The organism is Algoriphagus litoralis (assembly GCF_003259255.1).
Lineage (GTDB): Bacteria > Bacteroidota > Bacteroidia > Cytophagales > Cyclobacteriaceae > Algoriphagus > Algoriphagus litoralis.
On record NZ_QGOL01000009.1, the window covers coordinates 168,945 to 193,955 of the forward strand.

At 41.6% G+C, this 25,011-nt stretch carries 27 protein-coding genes; 16 read left to right on the top strand and 11 right to left on the bottom strand.

The features are described from left to right. Nucleotides 1-8: 8 nt before the first annotated feature. On the bottom strand, nt 9-1,271 hold the full coding sequence (locus tag DK188_RS12190; RefSeq protein ID WP_111671105.1) for an NAD(P)/FAD-dependent oxidoreductase: 1,263 nt from the start codon (nt 1,269-1,271) through the stop codon (nt 9-11). 266 nt (nt 1,272-1,537) lie between these two features. Here DK188_RS12190 and DK188_RS12195 point away from each other — a divergent pair, with 266 nt between their 5' ends. Next, the gene (locus DK188_RS12195) at nt 1,538-2,194 is read left to right on the top strand and encodes a Crp/Fnr family transcriptional regulator (RefSeq protein WP_111671106.1); all 657 of its coding nucleotides are present in this window, start codon (nt 1,538-1,540) and stop codon (nt 2,192-2,194) included. Between the two features lie 60 nt (nt 2,195-2,254). Here the strand turns inward: DK188_RS12195 and DK188_RS12200 are convergent, their stop codons facing one another. Then, on the bottom strand, nt 2,255-3,058 hold the full coding sequence (locus DK188_RS12200; RefSeq protein ID WP_111671107.1) for a universal stress protein: 804 nt from the start codon (nt 3,056-3,058) through the stop codon (nt 2,255-2,257). A 190-nt stretch (nt 3,059-3,248) separates the two neighbouring features. Here DK188_RS12200 and DK188_RS12205 point away from each other — a divergent pair, with 190 nt between their 5' ends. From DK188_RS12205 to DK188_RS12225, 5 genes are all read left to right on the top strand, one after another. Next, on the top strand, nt 3,249-4,055 hold the full coding sequence (locus DK188_RS12205) for a sulfite exporter TauE/SafE family protein (protein WP_111671108.1): 807 nt from the start codon (nt 3,249-3,251) through the stop codon (nt 4,053-4,055). An 8-nt stretch (nt 4,056-4,063) separates the two neighbouring features. Next, complete coding sequence (locus tag DK188_RS12210) at nt 4,064-4,936, top strand: sterol desaturase family protein (protein WP_111671256.1); 873 nt, start codon at nt 4,064-4,066, stop codon at nt 4,934-4,936. Continuing rightward, nucleotides 4,918-5,175: a hypothetical protein gene (locus DK188_RS12215; protein WP_111671109.1), complete on the top strand. Its 258-nt coding sequence runs from the start codon at nt 4,918-4,920 to the stop codon at nt 5,173-5,175. Before DK188_RS12210 ends, DK188_RS12215 begins: the two co-directional genes overlap by 19 nt. Before the next feature lie 71 nt (nt 5,176-5,246). Beyond that, nucleotides 5,247-5,582, top strand: a complete 336-nt coding sequence (locus DK188_RS12220) for a rhodanese-like domain-containing protein (protein WP_111671110.1) — start codon at nt 5,247-5,249, stop codon at nt 5,580-5,582. A 122-nt stretch (nt 5,583-5,704) separates the two neighbouring features. Beyond that, entirely contained in the window at nt 5,705-7,222 is a 1,518-nt protein-coding gene (locus tag DK188_RS12225; protein WP_111671257.1) for a DUF4394 domain-containing protein, read from the top strand. Nucleotides 7,223-7,273: 51 nt separating this feature from the next. On the opposite strand, the gene DK188_RS12230 is transcribed toward DK188_RS12225, so the two are convergent. Further along, nucleotides 7,274-7,558 carry a TIGR03643 family protein gene (locus DK188_RS12230; RefSeq protein ID WP_111671111.1) on the bottom strand — a complete coding sequence of 95 codons (285 nt, stop codon included), beginning with the start codon at nt 7,556-7,558 and terminating at the stop codon, nt 7,274-7,276. Between the two features lie 39 nt (nt 7,559-7,597). Between DK188_RS12230 and DK188_RS12235 the strand changes: the two genes are divergently transcribed. Further along, on the top strand, nt 7,598-9,067 hold the full coding sequence (locus tag DK188_RS12235) for a cryptochrome/deoxyribodipyrimidine photo-lyase family protein (protein WP_111671112.1): 1,470 nt from the start codon (nt 7,598-7,600) through the stop codon (nt 9,065-9,067). Between the two features lies 1 nt (nt 9,068). Beyond that, nucleotides 9,069-9,218, top strand: coding sequence for a DUF2256 domain-containing protein (locus DK188_RS12240; protein ID WP_111671113.1), 150 nt, complete (start codon nt 9,069-9,071; stop codon nt 9,216-9,218). A 185-nt stretch (nt 9,219-9,403) separates the two neighbouring features. Here the strand turns inward: DK188_RS12240 and DK188_RS12245 are convergent, their stop codons facing one another. Next, complete coding sequence (locus tag DK188_RS12245) at nt 9,404-10,051, bottom strand: sulfate ABC transporter permease (protein ID WP_111671114.1); 648 nt, start codon at nt 10,049-10,051, stop codon at nt 9,404-9,406. 79 nt (nt 10,052-10,130) lie between these two features. On the opposite strand from DK188_RS12245, the gene DK188_RS12250 reads away from it, so the two are divergent. The 5 genes from DK188_RS12250 to DK188_RS12270 all read left to right on the top strand — a co-directional run bounded on the left by DK188_RS12250 (nt 10,131) and on the right by DK188_RS12270 (nt 15,399). After that, on the top strand, nt 10,131-11,327 hold the full coding sequence (locus DK188_RS12250) for a tetratricopeptide repeat protein (RefSeq protein WP_111671115.1): 1,197 nt from the start codon (nt 10,131-10,133) through the stop codon (nt 11,325-11,327). A 209-nt stretch (nt 11,328-11,536) separates the two neighbouring features. Beyond that, entirely contained in the window at nt 11,537-12,019 is a 483-nt protein-coding gene (locus DK188_RS12255; RefSeq protein WP_111671116.1) for an Lrp/AsnC family transcriptional regulator, read from the top strand. Between the two features lie 56 nt (nt 12,020-12,075). After that, nucleotides 12,076-12,618: an NUDIX domain-containing protein gene (locus DK188_RS12260; protein WP_111671117.1), complete on the top strand. Its 543-nt coding sequence runs from the start codon at nt 12,076-12,078 to the stop codon at nt 12,616-12,618. Between the two features lie 4 nt (nt 12,619-12,622). Beyond that, nucleotides 12,623-13,990 carry an MATE family efflux transporter gene (locus DK188_RS12265; protein WP_111671118.1) on the top strand — a complete coding sequence of 456 codons (1,368 nt, stop codon included), beginning with the start codon at nt 12,623-12,625 and terminating at the stop codon, nt 13,988-13,990. A gap of 59 nt (nt 13,991-14,049) precedes the next feature. Next, entirely contained in the window at nt 14,050-15,399 is a 1,350-nt protein-coding gene (locus DK188_RS12270) for a M24 family metallopeptidase (RefSeq protein ID WP_111671119.1), read from the top strand. On the opposite strand, the gene DK188_RS12275 is transcribed toward DK188_RS12270, so the two are convergent. Beyond that, entirely contained in the window at nt 15,393-16,574 is a 1,182-nt protein-coding gene (locus tag DK188_RS12275; RefSeq protein ID WP_111671120.1) for an MFS transporter, read from the bottom strand. The genes DK188_RS12270 and DK188_RS12275 overlap by 7 nt on opposite strands. 153 nt (nt 16,575-16,727) lie before the next feature. On the opposite strand from DK188_RS12275, the gene DK188_RS12280 reads away from it, so the two are divergent. Genes DK188_RS12280 through DK188_RS12290 form a run of 3 tightly spaced genes read left to right on the top strand, consistent with a single transcriptional unit; the run spans nt 16,728 to nt 17,885 of the window. Further along, entirely contained in the window at nt 16,728-17,399 is a 672-nt protein-coding gene (locus DK188_RS12280; RefSeq protein ID WP_157963234.1) for a hypothetical protein, read from the top strand. Between the two features lie 29 nt (nt 17,400-17,428). After that, entirely contained in the window at nt 17,429-17,635 is a 207-nt protein-coding gene (locus DK188_RS12285) for a hypothetical protein (RefSeq protein ID WP_111671122.1), read from the top strand. Further along, a complete protein-coding gene (locus DK188_RS12290) occupies nt 17,628-17,885 on the top strand; it encodes a type II toxin-antitoxin system RelE family toxin (protein WP_111671123.1) in 258 nt (85 codons plus the stop codon). Before DK188_RS12285 ends, DK188_RS12290 begins: the two co-directional genes overlap by 8 nt. Nucleotides 17,886-17,950: 65 nt before the next feature. On the opposite strand, the gene prfB is transcribed toward DK188_RS12290, so the two are convergent. The 6 genes from prfB to DK188_RS12320 all read right to left on the bottom strand — a co-directional run bounded on the left by prfB (nt 17,951) and on the right by DK188_RS12320 (nt 25,011). Further along, nucleotides 17,951-19,052 (bottom strand): peptide chain release factor 2 gene (gene prfB, locus DK188_RS12295; protein ID WP_111671124.1). Its coding sequence is split into 2 segments (ribosomal slippage): nt 17,951-18,991 and nt 18,993-19,052, totalling 1,101 coding nucleotides; the frame shifts between segments, so codons are not numbered across the junction. A 66-nt stretch (nt 19,053-19,118) separates the two neighbouring features. Continuing rightward, nucleotides 19,119-19,625, bottom strand: coding sequence for a hypothetical protein (locus tag DK188_RS12300; RefSeq protein ID WP_111671125.1), 507 nt, complete (start codon nt 19,623-19,625; stop codon nt 19,119-19,121). Nucleotides 19,626-19,670: 45 nt separating this feature from the next. Continuing rightward, a complete protein-coding gene (locus DK188_RS12305; protein WP_111671126.1) occupies nt 19,671-20,738 on the bottom strand; it encodes a branched-chain amino acid aminotransferase in 1,068 nt (355 codons plus the stop codon). Nucleotides 20,739-20,843: 105 nt separating this feature from the next. Continuing rightward, nucleotides 20,844-21,392, bottom strand: coding sequence for a cob(I)yrinic acid a,c-diamide adenosyltransferase (locus tag DK188_RS12310; RefSeq protein ID WP_111671127.1), 549 nt, complete (start codon nt 21,390-21,392; stop codon nt 20,844-20,846). A gap of 59 nt (nt 21,393-21,451) precedes the next feature. Beyond that, nucleotides 21,452-22,168 (bottom strand): ABC transporter ATP-binding protein, encoded by a 717-nt coding sequence (locus tag DK188_RS12315; protein ID WP_111671128.1) that lies wholly within the window; start codon nt 22,166-22,168, stop codon nt 21,452-21,454. 77 nt (nt 22,169-22,245) lie between these two features. Then, nucleotides 22,246-25,011 carry a tetratricopeptide repeat protein gene (locus DK188_RS12320; RefSeq protein ID WP_111671129.1) on the bottom strand — a complete coding sequence of 922 codons (2,766 nt, stop codon included), beginning with the start codon at nt 25,009-25,011 and terminating at the stop codon, nt 22,246-22,248.

A 25,011-nucleotide genomic window follows, 5' to 3' on the forward strand; every position in this document is an offset into this window, starting at 1 on the left:
TGATTGGATTAGGCCTTGCCTCTAAGCATCAGATTCCAATACATAAAAGGAAGTCCGTATTTTTTCAGCAGCCACATGCTGTACTGCTCTTTGGTAGTATCGACGAAGGTAGATATCAAAGGATCGCTGTCTTTGACATTGTCATATTTGAATTCGCAGAGGAGCATTTTGCCATAGCCTGTCACAATAGGGCAGGAGGAATATCCTTCGTAAGATTTTTCTCCCACTTTACCGGATTCGATGAGTTTCAATAGATTTTCCACTAGGACTGGGGCCTGTTTTCGAATAGCGGCCCCTGTTTTTGCAGTAGGTAAATTGGCTACATCACCGATAGAAAATACATTCGGAAATCGCTTATGCTGCATGGTATGAATGTCTACATCTATCCAGCCTTTTCCCGGACCATCCTGTATGGAGATTTTTGATTCCTGAATGAATTTGGGGGCCATTTGCGGAGGGGCAAGATGGAGCATGTCAAAATGAACTTTGATTTCAGTAGCTCCGAGGATTTCTTCTCCCAGAGGATTTCCTTCCATGATAGTACAGTTGCTTTCTCCGGGTTTGGAATATTGGAAATAGATTTCCTGCTTTTCGGCGTCAATTTTCACAGGAGCATAGAATGGCTTAAAAATGATATTTTGGTCGTGAATGATTTTGTTCAGTGTTTTGGCAAACTCCGGAACTCCGAAAATCACAGTACCCGGTGTGGCAAATAAGACATTGGTTTTATCTCGAACACCTGATTTTCGGAAGTATTCTTCAGCCATATACATGATTTTTTGTGGAGCACCGCCGCATTTGATTGGTGTGGTGGGTTGGGTAAAAACTGCATTGCCTCCTTTGAAATTCTTGAGTACTTCCCAAGTGTGTTCTGGATTCGTGTAATTGGAACAAACTACGCCTTTGTCCAATGCTTCGGTTAATCCTGGTAAGAGCTCAGGAGCCATCACCAATCCCGGTACAGGAATCAAGAAAGTATAGCTAAAATCACCTGATTTGGCAGTTGAAACCTTATTTAGGTCAGGATCGATAGTGGTTGCTTTATCCTGAATCCAATCCACACCTTTAGGGATGTAGTACGCTTCCTCTCGCTCAGTTTCTTTGAAATCAAAAGCTCCTGCGCCGACCAAAGTCCAAGCGGGTTGGTAATAGTGTTTCGAGGATGGTTCTATGATGGCAATCTGGAGAAAAGCGTCTCTTCTTTTCAATTGGGCTGCGATAGTAATACCTGCAGTGCCTCCGCCAATTATTAAGATCTGATAGTGTTTCATGTCTAACAATTTTGATTTTTAAGTGAACCATGAAATCTTCACATGACCAGAACCAGTTTCTGGGTGATACCGGCATGGAAATGATTGATTTCGTGGTCTGGGTTATTTTGTTTCAGGAATTTAACTGTAGGCCAAATCAGAACATGTGATCAAAGTCACTCAGAAATCTGAACTGGAGCTAGTTTGCCCAATTATGACCTGATAAGTGATTTTTATCACTAAATTCAATCCCTAGTGATGCCATTTTTGTATACAAGTCCAAGCAAATGACTATCGAAAAACTAAAACAAGCACTTCCCAATATTACTGATCCAAAACTGCTGCAAGCTATTTTGGACAAGGGTCAAGTTTTGAACCTAGAGCCTGGAAAAGTATTGATGGAACCGGGTCAATTCATCAAAGCCGTACCCATTGTCATCGAAGGTTCTGTGAAAATCATGCGTATGGATGATGATGGAAAAGAATTGTTCCTGTATTATCTGGACCAGGGAGAGACGTGTGCCTTGTCCTTGACCTGCTGCTCTGCAGCTCGACCCAGTGAGATCAAAGCCGTGGTGGAAGACAAAGCCGTCATGATTTTTTTGCCAATTGAGATCCATGAGCAATTTTCGAATGAATTCAAACAATGGAAAGATTTTGTCTCAACCACCTATCAGATGCGATTCCAAGAACTTCTGGTGGCCTTGGATGCGGTAGCTTTCAAGCGGATGGACCAGCGCCTGATGCAGTATATTGTCACCAAAATGAAACAGCACAAAGCCAACGAACTCCATACAACCCATCAAGAAATAGCGAATGAATTGGGGACTTCCAGAGAAGTGATATCCCGGCTTTTGAAGCAATTGGAGAAGAAAAAATGGATCGAGTTGGGGCGAAATGTGATTTATATCCGAGACGATTTCGAAGAATTGATTAGTAAGTGATTTGAGAATTTCGCTGAAAAGAAAGCCTGATTCATTTCATTTGAATCAGGCTTTTTGATTTTAACTCAAGATCAGCAATGGGATGTGGGTATGGTAGGCCATTTGAATGGATTTACTTTTTTGAATGATATGGTCCCAGAGATTTCGGTGCGCATGGCACATGACCAAGATCATATGGTCATGTTCTTGCATGTAGAGATCAAGGCCTTCTGCGGCACTTTCAGCATAGAATGTGTGAATTCTTACAGAAAGGTCCGGATATTTTTTTTTGAGGTAGTTTTCCATTCCCAGGATGATCAACTCTTCTTTGAATCCTTGGTTGGTCTGTACATGGAGGATTTCAAGACCAAGTCCCCATTTTTCACACATGAAAATGATCCAGTCAATAAATCTTTCCTCATGGTTGGCAAACTCCAAGGCCAAAGTGACCTTTTTGATTTCTGCTACATTTGCCTGAGCAGGCACGACCAATACCGGGCAATTGGCCTCACGGATCAGGGTGACAGCGGTAGTTCCCATGAGTGCTTTCTTGATTCCACTGGCCCCTTGGGTTCCCATGACTATCAAGTTAGCGTTGATTTCATCCGCGATTCTTGCCACACTGATCGAAGCTACGCCTTCGGTAAGTTTATAGTCTAACTTTACACCCGAAACCTCATATTTTGCGACAAGTTTCCTTAGCAGGTTTTCGCCATCAGTAAACATCGAGTCCAGCGCGATTGCTGCTTGGGAGGCAAAATCATAGACCACTTCTACGACGTGGACTAAGGTGATTTGGCCGTGTTTTTTATCAGCCATGAATATGGCGAATTCCAGCGCTTGGATGGAATTTTCGGAAAAGTCAATGGGAACAATGATCTTCATAACTTGGTGATTTTGGGAAATTTAGGTGTTTGCTAGTTAAAATTACAGGATAATTATCAACTCAAGACCTGATTTGGTATTATCTAAATTTTAATTTAAAAAGTCAGCTAAACGTTTAAACTGTAACAATTGTCACCGCATACCGCTACTTGGCCTCTGTACTTTTGTAGCAAATAAAACAAAAGAAAAAATGGACATAGTTACCATAATTGGTTTCGCTGCTGCTGTTCTTATTGGAGTGAGTCTAGGTTTAATTGGGGGCGGAGGATCTATTTTGACGGTACCTGTACTTGTTTACATTCTTGGGGTAGATCCAGTTTTGGCTACCGCATACTCACTATTTGTTGTAGGCTCCACGTCTTTGGTAGGTGCCGGGACTTTTATGAAAAAAGGACTGGTCAATTACAAAACAGCCGTTGTTTTTGCTATCCCATCCTTTATTGCTGTATTTCTCACCCGCAAGTTTCTAGTTCCCTGGCTGCCAGATCCGCTATTTATGCTAGGAGAGTCAGCGATAACCAAGAATGTAGGCATTATGGTCTTCTTTGCATTGATCATGTTGGCTGCATCGATTTCCATGATCACGGGTAAAAAATGTAAGGATTGTGATGAAAATGAAGCGATCAAGTTCAATTATCCGATGATTGCCCTCGAGGGTACAGTGGTAGGGGTCATTACGGGAATTGTCGGTGCTGGAGGAGGTTTTTTGATTATTCCTGCTTTGGTTCTTTTGGCAAGACTTCCGATGAAAATGGCCGTAGGTACTTCGCTTTTGATTATTGCTGCAAAATCGCTGATAGGCTTTTTGGGAGACGTTTCTACCCAAGAAATTGATTGGAAAATGCTAGTAATCTTTACAGGTTTGTCGATAGTGGGGATTTTTATAGGAAGTGCGCTATCCAAAAAAATCAATGAGAAGATTCTAAAGACAGGCTTTGGTTGGTTTGTTTTAGTGATGGGAATCTATATAATCGGTAAAGAATTATTTGCTCTTTGATCGGTATGATTCGGGAGTATTTCAAAATCTTCCTTGACGGATATTCCGGCTATTGGAATTACCTCCGTTCCGAAATTCTCAGCCCTTCTTGGCACAATTACTTTTGGTGGCTGGTCGGGTTGTCTTTGGCAGTTTGGATGATGGAATTGATTTTTCCTTGGAGAAAAAATCAGTCAGCCATTCGCCAAGACTTCTGGCTGGATGGATTTTATACATTTTTCAATTTTTTTCTTTTCTCTCTGATCGTTTACAATTCACTTTCGAATGTGGCTGTTGAAGCATTTAATGACTTGCTTGGATTAGCTGGGATTGAAAATATAATTGCGCTTCAGGTAGGCACATGGCCAACATGGACCCAATTTCTCTTGATGTTTTTTATTGCCGATTTCATCCAATGGAATGTCCATCGCCTGCTTCATCACAATGCTTGGCTTTGGGAGTTTCATAAAGTCCACCATTCTGTGGAACAAATGGGCTTTGCCGCTCATTTGCGCTATCACTGGATGGAAACGATAGTTTATAAATCGATCCAATATGTGCCTTTGGCAATAATTGGTTTTGGATTGGATGATTTCTTCATCTTACATATCGTGACCATTGCAATTGGGCATCTCAACCATGCAAATGTCAAAATCTCATACGGTCCTTTCAAATACCTGCTGAATAACCCGGTCATGCACCTTTGGCATCATGCCAAACACCTACCGGAGGGAAGCCATGGGGTCAACTATGGTATTTCACTGAGTATTTGGGATTACCTTTTTGGTACAGCTTACATTCCAAATGAAAATGAAAATGAGCCGCTTGGCTTTGATCACATCGAAGAATTCCCAAAGACCTTCTGGTCACAAATCACCTACCCATGGAACAAAAAGAACTAAACAGGTCAAATCCGCTTAACTCCTGGAAAACCGTACTCATTGTCTGTGCTACCCTGGGATTGGCACCGTTTGTTCCTGAGCCACATATTTGGGGTAAGCTTAAGTGGGTAGCTGGCGGGGCAGTGGGTATGAAGTTGATAGATTGGGGAGATTTAGTTTTTCATGGATTTCCCTGGATTCTGGCTATACGTCTTGGAATTCTTGAATTGAAGGGTCGATTAAAAATGAAGCAGGCCTGAAGCCTCAAGGTGACTTTTATTACTGATTAGCTGGTTATTGCAGGCTTAAATTTGAAGAAAAAAAAACGACCATGTTTAATTTCTTTAGCACAAAATCAAAAAAATACGAAGATATCCCATCAGGCACATTTCACGACTTGATGCTTCAGCTTGACACAGTCATTATCGATGTCAGAACTGCCGGTGAATTTGCTGGAGGCAAAATCAGAGGTGCAAGAAATCTCGATATCATGTCCTCGGTATTTGAAAATCAAGCAAAAAATCTCCCTAAGGATAAAACATATTTGTTGTATTGCCGAAGTGGAAACAGAAGTGGCCAGGCCTGTGAAATTATGGCTGAAATGGGATTTGAAAAATTAAAAAATCTCTCAGGAGGCATCATGAGATGGCCATTCGAAACAGTATGAGTTATAGGTTAATTTTGGGTTTCGAGTCAAAAAAGTGGGCCAGTCGGTTCACTTTTTTTTTTTTGAGTAAATCCAACGGCGAACACCACTTCGTAAGTCCACTATCAACCAATAACACTACAATGAAAAAAGGAACCTTTTTACCCGCAGGTTTTGCCATTGCTTTTTTGGCAGCCACATTGATTTCCTGTAATGATGACGAAAATATGCCCGTCATCGAAACTCCAGGAACAACTCCTAATGAAAGTTTTACAGCTTTAGGGGAGGGAAACCAGCTTTATTATTTTGAAGATGGAAATTTGACCTCACCGACCGAGATGATTACCATTTCGGGATTAGGCTCAGGTGAATCGATCATTTCGATTGATTACCGTCCAGCAACGGGTCAATTGTACGGATTGAGTTCTGGCAGTAGACTCTATGCGATCAATGAAAACTCTGGAGTAGCTACGGCATTGGGCATGGCAGCTTTTTCTCCGGCAATAGAAGGAGGAAATGCTTCTCTGGATTTTAACCCAACGGTAGACCGAATTCGCTTGGTTTCGACGTCTGGTCAAAATTTGAGATTGCACCCTGAAACAGGTGCAGTGGTAGCAACAGATGGTAGAATCAATGGTGGAATGAACCCGATGATCGGAGCTGTAGCTTATACAAACAGTGTCTCTGGCGCCACAGAGACTGTCCTTTTTGACATCGATATCGCTACAGACAAACTTTACCGCCAAGTTCCGCCAAATGATGGGGGGCTGCAGGAAGTGGGTGACCTCGGAGTAGATTTTGGAGAAATGGTAGATCTAGACATTATCGCAGATAATTCACTTGCCCTTGCCGTGAATCGTATGGATAATGAGACAAGATTATATTCTATTGATCTTACTTCCGGAGCTGCTTCTTGGGTTGGAGTTTTTTCACAGCCTGTGATCAGTATAGCAATGAAAACTAATCCAATTGCCTATGCAGCAGATGCTTCTGGTAAATTATACCGATTTAATCCAATGAGCCCTCAGCCTACTATGGTTGATTTTCAGGGATTGGGAATGGGAGAGATGATCGTTGGTCTTGATTTTAGACCTGCAAATGGACAATTGCTTGCCATCTCCAATAGGAGTCAATTGTATGCAGTCAATCCTTCCAACGGAATGTTGACCGCTATCGGGAATCCATTGATGCCAATGATTGAGGGAGATTTGGTAGGATTTGACTTTAATCCAACAGTAGATCGGATTCGATTAGTGACCAACTCAGGACAGAATCTAAGATTACATCCAGATCTAGGAACTGTAGTAGCAACAGATGGAGATCTTAATCCAGGAACTCCAATGGTGTCAGGAGCTGCCTATACAAATAATATTGCCGGAGCTACCACTACTTCGCTCTTTGTTATTGACCACATGACAGATATGCTTTATGCCCAAACTCCTCCAAATGATGGAGTTTTGGTGGCTGTTGGAGCATTGGGCGTCGACGTGGCAGGTGACAATGGATTTGATGTTGGAGGAAATTCGGATGCGGCCTTTGCTGTATTGACCGTAGGAGGTCAGGCTGGAGTTTATAGCATTAATTTGACGACTGGTGCAGCGTCAAAAGTAAGCGACTTGAGTTTTATGCCGGTTGCTATGGCTGTTGGATTGGGATTTTAAGATAGTAGTTTGGTTTGTTGAATGTAAAGGGCCGATTGTTTAATCGGCCTTTTATCGTTTTGAGATTTTGTTCAATGCTATGCTCCGCTGCATTCTGGATTTGAAGGTATCCATGTCTTTCGGACTTTTCTTTTGGTGTTTGGTTGCTCTTCCTTGAACTCTCGCACGCCACATTTTGAAGGAGCTCAGCTTCATGTTTCGACGCATGATTTCGATTGTTTCTCCTTCACTGATTCCGAATTGAGCCAAAATGGCATCGAATGGTGTTCGATCCTCCCAGGCCATTTCGATGATTCGATCGATTTCTTCTCCAGTCAATTCTTTGATTTTTGTCATGGGGTTGAAACTTTCCAGAATCCGTAAAGTTTCTATACCGTGCAAAAAATCTCCATTGTCTGGCTGAAACGGGACTTAAGACTAAGTGACCATGAACCGCTATCGGAAGCGATAGTGGCAGGCTATCCGGTGTTGATGATGTATTGTTTTGAGCCCTCACTGGTGGCAGCTCCTCAGAGTGACGATCGCCATTGGAGGTTTGTATGGGAAAGTCTTGTTGATATGAATACTCGTCTGAAACCCTTTCAAACTTCCATCTCCATTTTTCATGCAGAAGTTAAGGAGGTCTTTGCGCAGTTGATGGAAGAATTTGAAATCCAAGCTGTCTATTCACATCAGGAAACAGGGATCAAATTAACCTATGAGCGAGATCAGGAAATGAAGCGCTTTTTTGATGAGAATAGCATCGAATGGAAAGAATACCTGCAACAAGGTGTGCAGCGGGGTAGAAAAAATCGAAACCGTTGGAGAAACGCTTGGTTTGGCTTTGCGAAAGCACCTTTAAAAACTCCAGACCTGAGAAAAGCAGCTTTTATCAGCCTTTCCGAACATTCCTGGGAGTCTTTTCCTCAAAAATCCATCCCGGAATCTTGGCAGACTCCAAATCCCCAAATGCAACCCGGAGGTGAATCCAAAGGAAGGATTTATCTGAAAAGTTTTTTGGAAGATCGGGTCAAAAATTACAGCCGACACATCAGTAAGCCTGAATTGGCGCGAAAAGGTTGCAGTCGACATTCCCCATATCTCGCTTGGGGATGTCTTTCGATTCGCGAGGTGTATCAGTTGGCGGAAGTAAAATCTTCGACTGGATTTCAGGTAAGAAATTTTACCAATTTCCAATCGCGGCTTCGCTGGCATTGCCACTTTATCCAAAAGTTTGAGATGGAATGCAGGATGGAATTTGAGCCAATTAATAAGGGCTTCTTTAAGTTTGAATACCAAAAGCGGGAAGACTGGATCAAGGCATGGGAAAATGGCAAGACCGGGTATCCTCTGGTAGATGCCTGCATGCGCTGCCTGAAAGAGACTGGATATTTGAATTTTCGGATGCGGGCGATGGTGGTTTCTTTCCTCACGCATCATCTTTCGCAGGATTGGAGAAGCGGTAAAAATCACCTGGCAAGGATGTTTTTGGACTTCGAACCAGGGATTCATTATCCTCAATTGCAAATGCAGGCAGGTGTCACTGGGATCAATACTGTTAGAATTTATAACCCGATCAAGCAATCCCAAGACCATGATCCAGAAGGAGTTTTCATCCGAAAGTGGGTGCCTGAATTAGCGAATTTGCCAAATTCGCTACTCCATACGCCTTGGGAACTGACACCATTGGAGCAGCAGAGTCTAGGGTTTCACTTGGGAGAAGATTATCCATTTCCTTTGGTCAACTCGGAAATAGCGGCTGCTGTGGCCCGAGATAGAATCTGGGGAGCTCAAAAAGACCCAGAAGTCGTACATGAAGCCAATCGAATCATCACCAAACATACCTTACCCAATCGCTGGGCATAAGATGAAAAAAGAACATTTACCCGAAAAGATCTGCGTCGTCTGCCATCGGCCATTTTCTTGGCGAAAGAAATGGGAGAAAAACTGGGAAGAAGTCAAATACTGCTCCCAGCGATGCAGTGGAAATGCCAAAAAGTTCAGAAATGCACTTTAGAAAGAACTTTTCTCACAGGGGGAGAATAGTTATGACGTATCATTTGACTGCTAATATCAAATTAGAAACAGATGAAATCGAGGGTGCAGCGAATATTATATGATGGGATAATTATCCAAAATGCGAGACCTTCCTGCCTCAGGCAGGGAATCCATAGACCATCAATATATTAACACATAATAATCCTAGCGGTAAGCACCAATATAAAATCCAAGCCATAAGAGGAGCGGAAGATAATAGGCAATCAAAACGACCAGAGTACTTTCTTCCAGTGACCTTCTACTGATCATGTGAAAACCTAAAACCCAGATGACTCCGTAGATTAATTCGAAAATATTCAATACCGAAAGCGGATAGTGAAATTTCTCATCAATATTACTCGGACCTACGATCCAAAGTGCGGACAGCGGTTCGAAATTTTGAATGTCTAAATAGGAAACTCCACTTGATGGATTGATGTAAACGAGGATTCTGAGCAGTTCAGGAAAAATAAAGACCACTTCTGCAACTAAAGCAAACTTCCAGAGCTCCTTGAAATTAGCTTTGTACCCGATCATCAAGCCCATAGACCAAAACAAAAAAGCGATGACGGTAAACTTCCAAAGCAGGGCGAAGGGTGTCCAAACATAATCTAAGGTGTTGAATATGTGGAAAAACATTAATCCACCTTGTGCTTCGATGGTTTGGTAGTCGGGAATTGATTCCAAAATCAGCGTGTTGGTCAGATATCTGATGACCAAAAACATCAGGAGTAGCATAAAAAAATATACTCTTTTATCGAAATCTATTAGCTCTTGGAGTCGTTGTGCAAGGGGTGAAGCAGATTTTGCCATTATCAATTGTTAATCTATCCAAATCTAAATGATTGTTTGGAATTCGCCGTAGTTTTGCAATCAGAACCCATATAAAGTAATGAATAGTCGAGTTTGGAAATTGATTTTAAGTTTATGGATTGGCTTGATGTCCCTTCAGGGATTTGCCCAAGCGGTGGATTCGGCTTTTGTGGCCAATCCTTCGGGGTATCTCTTATTGGATAAAGGGCTTCAATATCGAATCACCAAGTCGATTAACAGCATGTATAACTTTGATTTTCCGACTGCTGAGCGGGATTTTGCAGTGATCATGTATCAATATCCGGAGCATCCTTTACCGGATTTTTTGATGGCTTTGGGATACTGGTGGAGAATCGAGGTGGATGTAACCAATACTCGCTTTGACAATATTTTTATACAATATCTGGACCGGGCAAATGAAAAAGCCGAGCGGATGTTTGATGAGGACCCTAAAAACAAGGAGGCAGCGTTCTTTTTGGCAGCCGGTTATGGTTTTCAGGGAAGACTTTACAGCGAGCGGAAAAGTTGGACCAAAGCTGCTTGGGCTGGACGAAATGCGCTGAAATACATGGAATTAAGTAGGGGAGAAGAAGAGTTCAATCCTGAGCTTTTGCTTGGTGATGCCTTGTTTAATTACTTCTCGGTCTGGATCCCAGAAAACTATCCACTGCTAAAACCTGTGATGGCTCTTTTTCCGAAAGGAAATAAAGCCTTGGGATTGCAACAGCTGGAAACTGTAGCTTCCAATGCATTTTATACACGTGTTGAAGCCCAATACTTCCTTTTCAGATTGTATGCCTCAGAAGAGAAGCGACCCTATGATGCACTCAGAATTTCGGAGTATTTACATACCAAATTCCCCAATAACCCTTATTTCCACAGGTCCTATGCGAGGCATTTGTATACAGTAGGAAGGTGGACTCAGGCCGTAGAGCAATCATTTGAAATACTCGAGCGGATCGATCAAAAACAATATGGGTATGAGTCCAACAGCGGTCGATACGCAGCATTTTTTGTAGCGGAGTATTATGATCGGGTAGGACCTAAATCGGAGGCAAAAAAATATTACCTCAAAACGATAGCCTATGGCGAGGAGTCAGAGTCTCAGGAGAGCGGATATTACCTTCATTCCTTAATTCAACTCGGAAAAATGGAAACTGAGGCCAAAAACAAAGCTCAAGCGCGGAAATATTTCGATCAGGTAAAAAAATATGCGAAGCGTAAACATCCTGCTCATAAAGAGGCAAGAGATTTTATTAAAAAGAATAAACTTTAAGTAAATTTTTCCCGTTAATCGACGTTATAACAGGAGATAATTTGAATTTTTGGGAGTGGGCAAAGAGTTTCAATTGTATTCTTTGTCGATTTATGGTAAAAGATTAACAAAATTTTGATTTCCGCTCATCAAAAAGGTTTATTTCGATTTAAAACATTCATCAATTATATTAATTTTGTACCACATAAAATTTTGTAAATCCGAAAGACATGGATAATAGCGTTAGAATAAAATTTGATAAAATAGATCGTAGGATTCTTGAAATCTTGCAGGCAAATGCCAAAATCACCAATGCCCAATTGTCAAAAGACATCGGACTGTCTCCGGCTCCAACTTTGGAACGAGTTAAAAAATTAGAGCAGTCAGGTATTATTAAAAGCTATCATGCCAAGTTGGATCCTGAGCGAATTGGTCTTGGTGTCAGCACTTTTGTATTAGTAAGTTTAATTGGTCATAACAAAGGGAATATTGATGCTTTCATGAAAGAAATCAACGAAATCCCCGAAGTCATTGAATGTCACCATATCACTGGAACGGGTGATTTTATTTTGAAAATCATTGCAAAAGATATTACTGCTTATCAAAAATTGATGTTGGAAAAAGTTTCCGAGATCAAAGAGGTGGATTCAATGCAATCCATGGTAATTCTGTCTACCTTTAAGGACTCAAAAGTGCTCCCTATTCCTGCCTAAGCAGGATTTTAATTATACTCAAGGGCGGCCCATCCGCCCTTTTTTTTTGAAAAAATATGACTGAAAACCCCTGGAAGACACTCAAAAATTCGAAAATCTATGAAAATCCATGGATAAGACTTGAAGAGCATGAGGTCATTAACCCCGCTGGAAATGCTGGGATATACGGAAAAGTTCATTTTAAAAACAGAGCTTTGGCCATTATTCCCTTGGATGAGGAAGGCAATACCTGGCTCATCGGTCAATATCGATACCCATTAGATCGCTATTCTTGGGAGATTCCTATGGGCGGAGGTCCACTTGAAATTGACTATTTAGAATCGGCTAAGCGAGAGCTCAAAGAAGAAACAGGCCTGACGGCTGAGAAATGGACCCAAATTATGACTATCCATACTTCCAATTCGGTAACCGACGAAGAGGGGTATGTTTTCTTGGCAGAGGGACTTACCGAGGGAGAAACGGAGTTTGAGGAGACAGAAATATTGCAGGTCAAAAAACTTTCCTTCCGGGAGGCGCTTGAAATGGTGATGTCGGGGGAAATTACTGACAGTTTAAGTATAGCAGGACTTTTAAAAGCAGCCCGAATTTTAGGCTATTGAGCACATGACACTTAGAGATCATTTAAATACTACATTTCACTTGGCCTATCCAGTGATGCTGAGTCAGCTTGGGCAGGTGTCAGTCGGTGTAGCTGATAGTATGATGGTGGGACGCTTAGGTGCATTACCTTTGGCTGCTGCATCTTTGGGAAATAGTATATTTTTCGTTTTGATGATGTTTGGTATTGGAATATCAATGGGGATTACCCCACTTATCTCAATGGCAGATGGCAAGGGGAAAACGAAAAGAATTTCCCGACTTTTCAGCCATGGGCTTTGGATAAATATTGCCACGAGTATTTTGTTGACATTTGTAGTTTTGGGATTGTCTCAGGGGCTCCATTTCCTGAATCAGCCTGAGGAAGTAGTGGTACTTGCTATTCCTTATCTTTTGATAATAACAGCGTCACTTCTACCGATGATGGTTTTTCAAACCTTTAAGCAGATGGCAGAAGGACTTTCTCAAACCAAACAGGCGATGTATATCACGATTTTATGCAATGTGATAAATGTCTTCTTGAATTGGGTATTGATCTGGGGATATCTTGGCGCTCCTGCATTAGGTCTTAATGGAGCTGGTTGGGCGACCTTAATTTCAAGAGTGTTGATGATGGTCATGATGGGTGGCTACGTCTTCTATTCCAAGCGCTATGAAGTATTTAAGCTGAACTTTTCCATCCGAAATGCCAGTTTACCAATGATTTCAAGAATATTAAAAATCGGTATCCCCACTGGTTTTCAGTTCATATTTGAAGTTTCTGCTTTCAGCGCAGCTGCGATTATGATGGGATGGATAGGTGTCAACGCCTTGGCAGGTCATCAGATTGCCTTAAACTTGGCCTCAATCAGTTACATGATGGCGACTGGTTTGGCGACAGCCGGGATGATTCGAGTAGGTAATCAGATCGGTAGGGGAAATATCAAGGCCATGCGAGAAGCCGGCATGGTAGTTTTTGGGATGGTGATTGTATTTATGTTTGCAGCAGCAGTTCTGTTCATTGCAGCTAGATTTTATCTGCCTACATTATACATTGACGATCCAGAGGTGATTGCACTGTCGGCATCTTTGTTAATCATTGCGGGTCTCTTTCAACTTTCAGATGGGGTTCAAGTAGTTGGCTTGGGTGTTTTGCGGGGAATGGAAGACGTCAAAGTTCCTACATTAGTTACGTTGATGGCCTATTGGGTTTTGGGCTTACCCTTAGGGTATCTTTTTGCCTTTGAATTTGGAATGGCTGAAAAAGGTATTTGGTATGGACTGCTTATAGGATTGAGTATTACAGCCGTGATGCTTTTTTATAGATTTAGGACGTTGAGCAAGAAAAGGCTTCTGGCCAATACCCCTATGTCAAAACCTGTGTCGATTTCGTAAAAGCCGTTTCTACTTTTCATACTTACCCTTATCTTGGGTTCAAATCTAAACTGAATCCCATGAAACAATTTTTATTTCTTTTGATTGCGCTTTTTGTCGCTATCCCTTCTTTTTCACAACAACCTGCTGTACTTACCCAGCGGGCTCAGGCAGAGGTGATTGACTCGTGGTTGGAGGATCGGATTCAGAATCTTTTACCCAAGCTGATGACCGAAACCGGAATTGACATGTGGATTGTGATGTCCCGGGAATACAACGAAGATCCGGTAATACGTACGCTTTTGCCGGCTACTTGGCATGCAGCTCGTCGGAGAACCATTCTGGTAATGTTTCAATCAGCTCCAAATGGACCTGTAGAGACCTATGCCATTGCTCGCTATGATGTGGGAAAATCTTTTAAAAAAGCTTGGAATCCTGAAGCGCAACCGGATCAATGGAAGGCTTTGATGGAAATCATTTCTTCTAAAAATCCAAAAAAGATTGGCCTCAACTATGCCAAAGATTATGGGCATGCAGATGGATTGACGCATTTTGATCATGAGGAATTTATCAAAAACCTGCCTGAATCACAAAAGAATAAAGTTGTCTCTGCCCAGACTTTGGCAGTAAGGTGGCTGGAAACCCGAACGCCAGCTGAGATGGCGGCTTACAAGCATATTCAGGAATTGGCCCATTACATCATTGCTGAGGGACTTTCTGAGCGGGTGATCACACCAGGCGTGACGACTACCGAAGATGTGGTTTGGTTTTATCGGGAGAAAATTGTGGAAATGAAGCTGGATACTTGGTTTCATCCGACAGTAGATATTCAACGTCCTGATCCTGCTTCGGATGAGGCAAGTCGCTCTTTTGCAGTGAGACCTAGCGAGCAGGTGATTATGCCCGGAGATTTACTTCATATTGATTTTGGGATCAACTATTTAAGATTGAATACTGATACTCAGGAACTGGCCTATGTGTTAAAGGCGGGTGAAACAGAAGTTCCCCAATATCTTCAGGACGCCTTAGCAATCGGAAATCGCCTTCAGGATATTTTGACATCCAATTATAAAACCGGAAGAACAGGAAATGAAATTCTTCGTGAATCCAAAAAGCAGATGGAGTCGGAGAAGATCAGGGGAAGTATTTATACACATCCTTTAGGTTTCTACGGACATTCTGCTGGCCCTACGATCGGGATGTGGGATAATCAAGGCAATACTCCAGGAGCGGGTGATTTTCCACTTCATGCAAATACCGGCTACGCAATCGAATTGAATGCGGTAGTCTTCGTCAAAGAGTGGAACAAAGATGTCAGAGTGATGCTGGAGGAAGGTGCTTTTTTTGATGGAGAAAAAATAACCTATTACAATGGTCGGCAGAAGTCTATTTTGGCTATTCCTAGAGTAAGTAATTACTTAGGTTACTGATGATGGAGAAAGGTTTTTCTGTCCCTTTTGATAAAAAACAGAATTACGAAAGCCAAAAATGCCACACCGCCTGAGCTTAGGAACACCAAGCGGAAGTTCTCGGGATTGTTAGCGTAAAGCCATCCCGAGATCACTGCTCCGACTCCAATTCCACTTTCTAGAAAAATATACATGGTAGCTAAGGCTCTACCTCTGAATTTATCAAGTGATCGGTCTACTACCCAAGCCGTTGTTGTGGGACTATACATGCCTACTGCCCCTCCAAATAGAATTCCAGAGGAAAGCAATACTACTTTGGTTTCGGCAAAAGCAACTGCAACCATAGCTAGCATCATACAGATCACAGCTGCGCGAAGGACGACGACACGTCCATACCGGTCTGATGTTTTGCCTGCGATTAATCTGATTCCCAAGGAGGAAATTGTAAATACTGCGAAGAACAAGCCTTTATTTTTTATACCCAAGTATGTTGAAAAGTCAGGGATGATTGTCAACACAACTCCAAAGGAAAAGACCGAAAGGAACAAAATGATTGAAGGGAGTAATACCCGCTTCTCGATGATTTCATTTCGATTGAGCTTAAATAAGCTCAGGGAAAGCGGTTCTTTTTCCTGAAGTGTTTCTTTCAAGCGAAGCAAGATCAGTATCGAGAAGATTGCAGTGAAAGCCGCGCAGTAAAAGACCGTATTGATAGACCAGATACTTGCGATCCAACCACCCACGGCAGGTCCTGCAGCCATTCCCAGTGAACCAAAAAGTGATTGGATCCCCATGGCTTCTCCTCTTTTCTGGAAGGGAACAATATCGGCCACGTATGCCGAAGCTCCGGTAGGAGTGAAGCCTGCCGAAAATCCATGAGCAAATCGGAGAAACAAAAAGCCTGAAACAAAAGTCAGGATGGGGTAAAGCAATCCGACCACAAAACAAACTGTTGCCCCGACCATCATTACGGGAATACGGCCTATTTTATCAGCTAATTTCCCACTAAATGGTCTTGACAGTCCCGCCGACAATGTAAATAAGGCAATGATCAAACCCTTGTAATCCTCACCTCCCAAGGAACTTAGGTAAGCCGGGAGTTCCGGGATAATCATGTTGAATGAAGAGAAAAACAAAAATGAGCTTGCGCAAAGCAAGAAAAAATCGAGCGTGAAAAAAGAGGGGACGAATCGCATTTTGCACAAAAGTGTTAACAAAGGCGCGTAAATCCAATTGGGAATTTTCCTAGAGCATACTCATTTTCTAAATACCAATGAGTTAGACTGCATCGGAACTTGACAATTTTGTTTATTTTGACGTATTAAAACATTAAATTATTCCGCAAGAACTTGAGATTCACACTGCTTATTCCAATGTTACTTATTTGCTGGACTGATGTAAAAGGACAACAAATCCTAGTAGATCAACCCTTCAATGGATTCACCGTTTATGGTCAACATGCAAGTAATATTGATTCAGTTTCTGAACTTCCGGTTCAGATTAAAACTGCTTTGGAAGAATATTTAATAGATATGGTTGGAAGCAATTTTAAAAATGTAACCTTTTCACATGGTCAAAATATAGACTTGAAAAGTTACTTTTCTAGTCCAAATCACAAAGTATCTAATTTCCGGTGGCAGGTTCCGGCCTACGATTTGAACTTTGTCCTGAGCGATATAACTCTTGGAATAAAAAGTTATTTCTTACAATTGCGGCTTGATGAATACGGTCAACTTTTATTTGTAAACTGGCCAAAAAAGGGATACTCTAATAAGGAAAAGTTCCAGTCTACTGCTAAAATCATTCAAATTGCGTTAGAAGAAGCAAACTCGAGAGGATTTTTAGCCTTCAAATACGAAACTGACCTAAAATTTAATCCGAATTCAGAATCACTAAATTGGGTTTTTAAATTTCCTAAAACTCGAAACCCTGACAATGAACAGTTTGATGTGATTGAAATCAGCTTGACCTCATTGAAAGTGGTTGATGAATACACAATTGTAAAAACAGTTTACCATTAATTTGAATATTGAATTTAAATATCTGAGATATGAAAACTATAAATCCTCAATACATAAATGATGCGAAAGGTGTAAAGGCTTTAGTGGTCTTGCCAGTAGAAGAATTCGACGCACTGATGGAGGAGCTGGAAGAATTGGAAGATATCCGACTTTATGATGAGGCGAAAAAAGAAGATGATGGAAAGAGAGTTTTGTTTGATGATTATTTAGAATCCAGAAAAAAGAAGGATGCCTAAATACACGGTTTATTTGTCCAAGAGAGCCAAAAAGGAATTGGATAAACTTAGTGATTCAAATGCACAACCAATTCTATCTGCCATTGCCAATCTTGCTGAAGATCCTCGGCCTAATGGCTGTAAAAAATTAAAAGGGCGTGATGGTTTTCGAATTAGGATAGGTAATTACCGTGTAATTTATGAAGTTATTGATAGCCAATTAATTGTAGATGTCATCACTTTAGGCCATCGAAAAGATATCTATGATTAAACTTTGAAGGAAAAATTGAAATCAATAAAATCAAAAGAGGCCGGATTTTTTCCGGCCTCTTTTGATTACTCTTTATTCGCTTCTTCCTCGCTTTGGGCGAGAAGGAAGGCTTTCATAAACTCATTCAAACCTCCGTCCAATACACTTTGTGCATCAGAGGTCTCATGTCCAGTACGGTTATCTTTCACCAATTTGTAGGGGTGAAGGACATAGTTTCGGATTTGAGAACCAAAGTCCACCCGAAGTTTGGAAGACTCGATCCGCGCGATTTCTGCATTTCGCTTCTCCAATTCCAGCTGATAAAGTCTAGACTTCAACATTTGCATCGCCTTCTCCCGGTTGGCTAACTGAGATCGTTCGATCTGGCAAACTACGACGATTCCAGTGGGTTTGTGAGTCAATTGGACTTTGGTCTCGACCTTGTTCACATTTTGACCGCCAGCACCACCAGATCGGGAAGTGTGTAATTCCACGTCGGCGGGATTAATTTCGATTTCGATCGAATCATCCACTTCCGGATAGGCATACACAGAAGCAAATGAAGTGTGCCGTCTTCCTCCTGAGTCAAATGGCGAAATTCGAACCAAACGGTGTACGCCTGTCTCCGATTTCAAAAATCCATAAGCAAGTGGCCCTTCAAATTCCAAAGTCGCTGATTTGATTCCTGCAACTTCTCCTTCTTGGACATCTACTTCACGTACTTTAAATCCATTTTTCTCACCCCACATGATGTACATTCGCATCAGGATGGAAGCCCAGTCATTACTTTCTGTTCCTCCTGCCCCGGGATTGATTTCTAGGACTGCATTGAGTTGATCTTCCTCATTGGAAAGCATCTTTTTGAGCTCAAGTTCCTCTACGGCTTCTTTTGCTTTGAGATAATCTGCTTTCAATTCCTCTTCTGATACTTCTCCAGCACTATAAAATTCATACAGCACTTCTAAGTCCTGGATTTTTTGATCCAAGTTTTCAAAAGATGAGGTCCAGCCTTTTCGGGCCTGGATTTGTTTCATTGTTTTTTCGGCTTCTTCTGGGTTGTTCCAGAAGTCTGCCTGAGCCGATACGGCTTCGAAGTCTTCTATTTCTGCTTTCTTACGATCGTAGTCAAAGATACCTCCTCAAAGCCGAAGTGCGGGCTTTCAAGTCTTTCAGTTGTTCTGAAGTCATCTGTCTAGGTGAAAATTTAAGTTGCAAAAGTCTGAAAAAAAAACCGCTTTTGCCAGCAAAGTTCGATTATTCCACACTCATGATAATAATCTGAATTCCGTACCCTGTGGTGTTTTTGAAGGTTTTGTAGCGTAAAGGCATAAGCGCTAGACCAGTCCCAATCAGGATACCTGAAGTAATAGCCACCCCACCATCCACACTCAACTGATCTTCTTGGTAAATACTATTGACTGCGTCCACAGTTAATAAAATAGTTCCAGCACCGAGGAATAATGCCGTTAGATTTTTGAGAGTTCGATTTCTTGGATCTTTGTTTCTGATATCCAACTCAATAATGTCTGCTGGACTTAAGATATTTTCTGTTAAATAAATGAAGTCCTTGTCCACACTGACTATCTGGTCGGTAACGAAATACCCCAGTTTTTTGCTTTTATAGGTGATATTTTCACCAGGATAGTATCTGAGTTGAGTTTTTTGATTTCCTCCTCTTTTGACTAGAATGAAATCTTTGGATTGTGCTTGGATCCCAAGGAGAATTGAAAAGAACAAGACGATTGTTAATCCTATTTTCATAAGTGAAAAATTACAAAAACGAGAGGTTTCCCTCTCGTTTTTAACTTAGATTTTTACGATCCACCCTCTGGTATCAGCGATAGTTCCATATTTTATTCCATCAAGTTCTTTCAAAACCTGATTTGAAAATGCGCTATGATCTATTTCTGGTAAAAAATAGTCTTTGCCACCTACATTGATTTTAGCAATATGGGCGATAGTGGCTGCGGTTCCAGTACCAAAAGCTTCTTTTAAGGACCCGTTTTCAAGGGCTTCTTTTAGCTCGGAAACAGTAAGAAAACGTTCTTCAAGCGGTTTACCCCAATCTTTTGCCAGTTGAATTACCGAATCTCTAGTGATCCCTTTGAGGATAGTTCCAGTATGGGTAGGAGCAGTGATCAATGTTCCGTTGATGTCAAACATCACGTTCATAGTTCCGCTTTCTTCGATCTTGCTGTGCGATTTTCCGTCTGTCCATAGCAGCTGATCGTAGCCAGCACGCTGGGCCTGAAGGGCAGGGAATAGCGATGCGGCATAGTTTCCGGCAGTTTTAGCAGCGCCTGTACCTCCTTCAGTGGCTCGGGTAAAATCAGTTTCTACCTTAACATTCACTGGTTTGCTATAATAAGCACCAACTGGACATGTGAAAATGATGAATTTATAGGTGTCGGAGGGCTTTACGCCAATGTAATTGTCCATAGCAAACATGTATGGACGGATATACAAACTAGCACCTTTACCACTTGGTACCCAGTTTCGATCCAAATCAACCAGTTGAATTAAACCTTCCATGAAAATCTCTTCAGGAATCTCAGGCATACACATCCTTATGGCAGATTCATTCAGCCTTCTGGCATTGGCATCTCCTCTGAAAATCAAGATTTCGCCTTTGTCATTTTTGTAGGCTTTCATTCCTTCGAAGATGGATTGACCGTAGTGCAGTGCAGCATTTGCCGGATGAAGATCTAATGGCCCATAGGGTTCTATTCTCAAATCTGTCCACTCTCCATCGATATAATCAGCCACAAACATGTGGTCAGAAATCGTTTTTCCAAACACTAGATTTGAAAAGTCAGTCTCATGAATTTTAGACTTTGCTATTTTTTGGACAGGGATGGCTAGAGAGGTCTTCATGCGCAATTCGTTTGAGGCAAAATATTGGACTATTATTCTTTTTAGATCTGCTTGGTATCACCAAGTCAAAAATGCTTCGGCAATTTAAAAAAAAGCATTGGGTAATTATAATCTGGGTTTCCAGGTGACTTCTTCAACTTGTAGCTCCTGAGCCATCAGTCTCCCCAATACGAATAGGTAATCAGAAAGTCTGTTGAGGTATTGAATTACAAGCTCGGAGACTGGTTCAAACGATGCCAATTCGACCACAATTCTTTCGCTTCTCCGGCAAACTGTTCTGGCTAAGTGACAAAAAGAAACAGACTGATGTCCACCAGGCAGTATGAAGGCAGTAAGCATAGGAAGTTTTGCATCCATTTGGTCCATTTCCTGCTCGAGTGCTTCGACATCTTCCAGATGGAGATCCGGCTTCTTGACTTTATCTTTTCCAGGTACTGTCGCCAAATCTGCCCCGATTGTAAATAAGCGGTCTTGGATTTCTTTCAAAACCAAGGATCTTTTACCGTTAACTTCCTGATCTCTAAGTAATCCAATATAAGAATTCAGCTCGTCAATGGTGCCGTAGGCATCTATTCTTAGGTCTGATTTTGGGACACGCATGCCCCCAAGAAGTGATGTGATTCCCTGATCTCCAGTCTTGGTGTAGATTTTCATTCTGCCGCTTTTCGTTCTCTGGCAAAAATAAGAATCTATTTCAATTTACTTGGTTAAAATCAAACGGGCATCATTACGCCACGGGTCGGATTGGGATTGATTTTATCCGTTTCTACCAATCCATCGCGAAGGCGAATCACCCGATGGGCATAGTGGGCGATATCATCTTCGTGGGTAACCATGATGATGGTGTTGCCACTTGCGTGAAGCTCATGAAAAAGCTCCATGATTCCGTAGGAGGTTTTAGAATCCAAGTTACCTGTAGGTTCATCGGCAAGGATGATACTGGGATTGTTTACCAGTGCTCTTGCGATCGCAACACGCTGGCGCTGACCACCAGAAAGTTCATTTGGTCTATGTTTGGTTCTTTCTCCCAAACCTACATTCGAAAGCGCCTGAAAGGCCAATTCTTCCCGATCTGCTCTACTATAACCAGCATAAACCAACGGCAAAGCCACATTGTCCAGACAGCTTGCTCTTGGCAATAGGTTAAACGTCTGAAAGACGAATCCAATTTCTTTGTTTCTGATCTCAGCAAGTTCATTTTCACTCATATCACTGACATCCTTTCCCGATAAAATATAGGTGCCTGATGTAGGAGAATCCAGACATCCAATGATGTTCATCAGGGTAGATTTTCCAGATCCGGATGGCCCCATGAAGGCCACATATTCACCACGGTCTACAGAGATACTGACTGATTTGAGGGCTTGAATGACTTCTGAGCCCATTTTATAGGTTTTGTTGATTTCGTGGGTTTCAATGACTTTGCTCATAGTAGAAAATTTTGCTTAAGATAGTGGTTTAGTTTTTTTATTCGGAATACCAATTTCTCAAAATACGTGAAAAAAGGTCAATAGTTGGTACCCATCAGCAATTCTATTTCATCCCATGTAAGCCAGTTACTCATCTCCTGCAATGCTGCACTGGCATAATTATCCAATCCAATCCGTTTTGCAGCCTCTACTTTTCTCATCCAAAGCATAGGATCTTGATTGAATTCACTGGCTGTATTGAGTAATTCATATTGGTCCAGTGGATCGCTCAGTCGATCTGCCGCACTTAGCACCAATGGGGTTTTGTAAGGATTTGCATTCAACTCATCACTTACTTTCAGAAACTCAGTAAAGGCAAGTAAAGATTCTTCATTCGCCCAATCCGGATTTTTGAGAAAAACTGCGAGCTTCTCTTCATTTTCTACTTTTCCTTTCAGGAAATTTCCCAGTTCATTCAATTGATAATCTGTAAGACCATGTGCCTTTCTCTCCAGAAGGAGAAGCGCAAAAGTCGTCTTCCAATCGACATTTTCACTTGAAATCCATTGGTCAAAAAGTTGGTCTGGGATGGATTGATTGAATCTGGAAAGAGAAATCAAAAATTCATCAGGTATACTTGGCCCTGGGAATTGATACTTTTCTTCCAGCTCCAAAGCTTTTTCTTCAAACCCTCCTAGCCTTAAAATCAAAAAATGATTTGCCCGTAAGGCCCTGAACCCCTTTTCCTCTGCTACAATGATGTCTTTACTCGATTTTACAAAATCAAGGTTTTGAGCCAAAATACCTGCGGTCAGGTTTAAATAATAGCCAGCATCTCCAGGGTTTCGAAATGCCAACCCGTTTAGATTTTTGACAGATTCTGTAACCCTTCCGGCGGAAAGGCTTCGGATTGACGCTGTTTCCTGGACCTGCATCAGGTAATCCAGCATCTCTTCTTTTTTGCTCAAAGAATCAATCCATGCAAGGTCATCGGAAGTGTTATGGTGATTTTTGATGGAGAATAGGTTTCTGATTCCCGCATTCACCAGCATTGGTGAAGTTTCTTTCTCAAGTAACTTTCTCAGATTCTGTATTTCCGCCGAATCAATTGGTCGTCCATTTAGGTTATGACTTGCCAATTGATTGATTCTCGGGATGAGCTGGTTTCCACTACTGGTGGCAGTACTGTCCGTTTTCATTTTACTCAGTAAGGCAATGCGGTTGGCCTCCAGCACCTGATCTGCGGATGTGCTTCCAGAAAGGAGGGCAATTGCCTCTTCTGGTTTTTGTAATTTGACATAGACCAAGGCAAGATTATTGATCAAAAATGGATTTTCCGGAAATCGCACCAATCCATTTTTTAGGTAAAATTCAGCCTCAAAGGGTTTGTTTTCCCGAATCATCCGAGCGCTGAGCAGCAAAATATTATCTACCTGTGGTGCTTCTGCGAAACTCTGATCCAGATGCTGCTTAGCCAGTGTAGGCTGGTTGAGGTCAAAAAGAAGATGGGAAGTGGCATTTTTGGCTTTCGGGTTTTTGCGATATGCCGCCCATGCATTCTCATATAGAATACTCGCTTCGAGCTTTTGGCTGGTTTGGTAATAGTAGTCTCCCAAAATATTGGTTGTCATTGAATTAGTCTGAGGAGCTAAAACTGCATCCATGTAGATCGTGATGACCAAAATTGTAATCAGTCCACCAATTCGCAAATGATAGTAGGGGAGTGAAAAGGGTTTGTACAGGATTTTGTCTATGGCTTTGCCCGAGTCCATTACTGAAAAGAAATTGCTGATCAGGTAAACGACAAAGAACAAGGAAAATCCAAATTGAGAATAAATGAGGAGGTGCTTCAAAAATTCGGATGCGGCCTGATTTCCTGAAATATTAAGTTTCCAAATCATCCAAAAGGAAATGCCAAAACCCAGGATAAAAAGTGCTTTTAAAAACTTGGGTTCTGAAGCAATTTCTGAAACTTGACCCAACTTTTCTTTAGTAGATAGCCATCCTAAAATTCCAATCGGCAGCAACAAATAAAGTGGTGAGAACGTGGGAAAAGGCAGGTTTACCTCACCTTTCAAATCCAACAATAAAAATATCAGCGTCAGAAGATATAGGGCTGAGATCCCCAAAATTTGCCAGGAGATCTTCATACTCACATTTTTATTCGCTCTGGCGAGAAGAATGTATATGCCTGAGATTATGCCATGTCCTTGCCAAAAAATCCATGAAATAACCATTCCCAAGCCAATTATCAGACTTTGTTCGGCGAGGTAAAGGGATGGGTTGGTAATTGGGCTAAGTTGGATCAAAGCGAAAACTGCCATCCCTGTAGACACGAAGGAAGTGATCCAACGAATCAAAAACCCAGTATTGGGTTTCCACACATGGAAAATGGTAATTGGTAAAATGGTGCCAACGATCAAAATAAGTAAAGGAGTATTGGTACTTGGAGCGCCAATATTCAATCCGTTAGTCCCTGAAAGGGTCAACAAGACAATCCAAGCAGCTCCAAAAATCAAAAAGGGGATCTTTCTGAATGTACTGAATAGTGCCAATGCCGACACAGATAGCAAAAAGATCATTCCACCAAAAAGGTAACTTTCAGTCAAGGTAAATCCCGGAGGAAGCACTTGATATTCCTGAAATACCAGAAAATTATCCACTTGAATGGGAAAGGAAAGCTTGCCTAAATTCACCCAATCCAAATTGATGGGGAGGGAATCCAGAAATGCCCCAGGGATAATATTTGGATAATAGGAAGAACCAAAAATGGCCGAATATCCAGCAAAAAAAACTCCCGTCACTAAAAACAGGAGCGCGGTAATTTTTCCCAGATGATTGAAAATGGCTTTGTCTTTACCCAT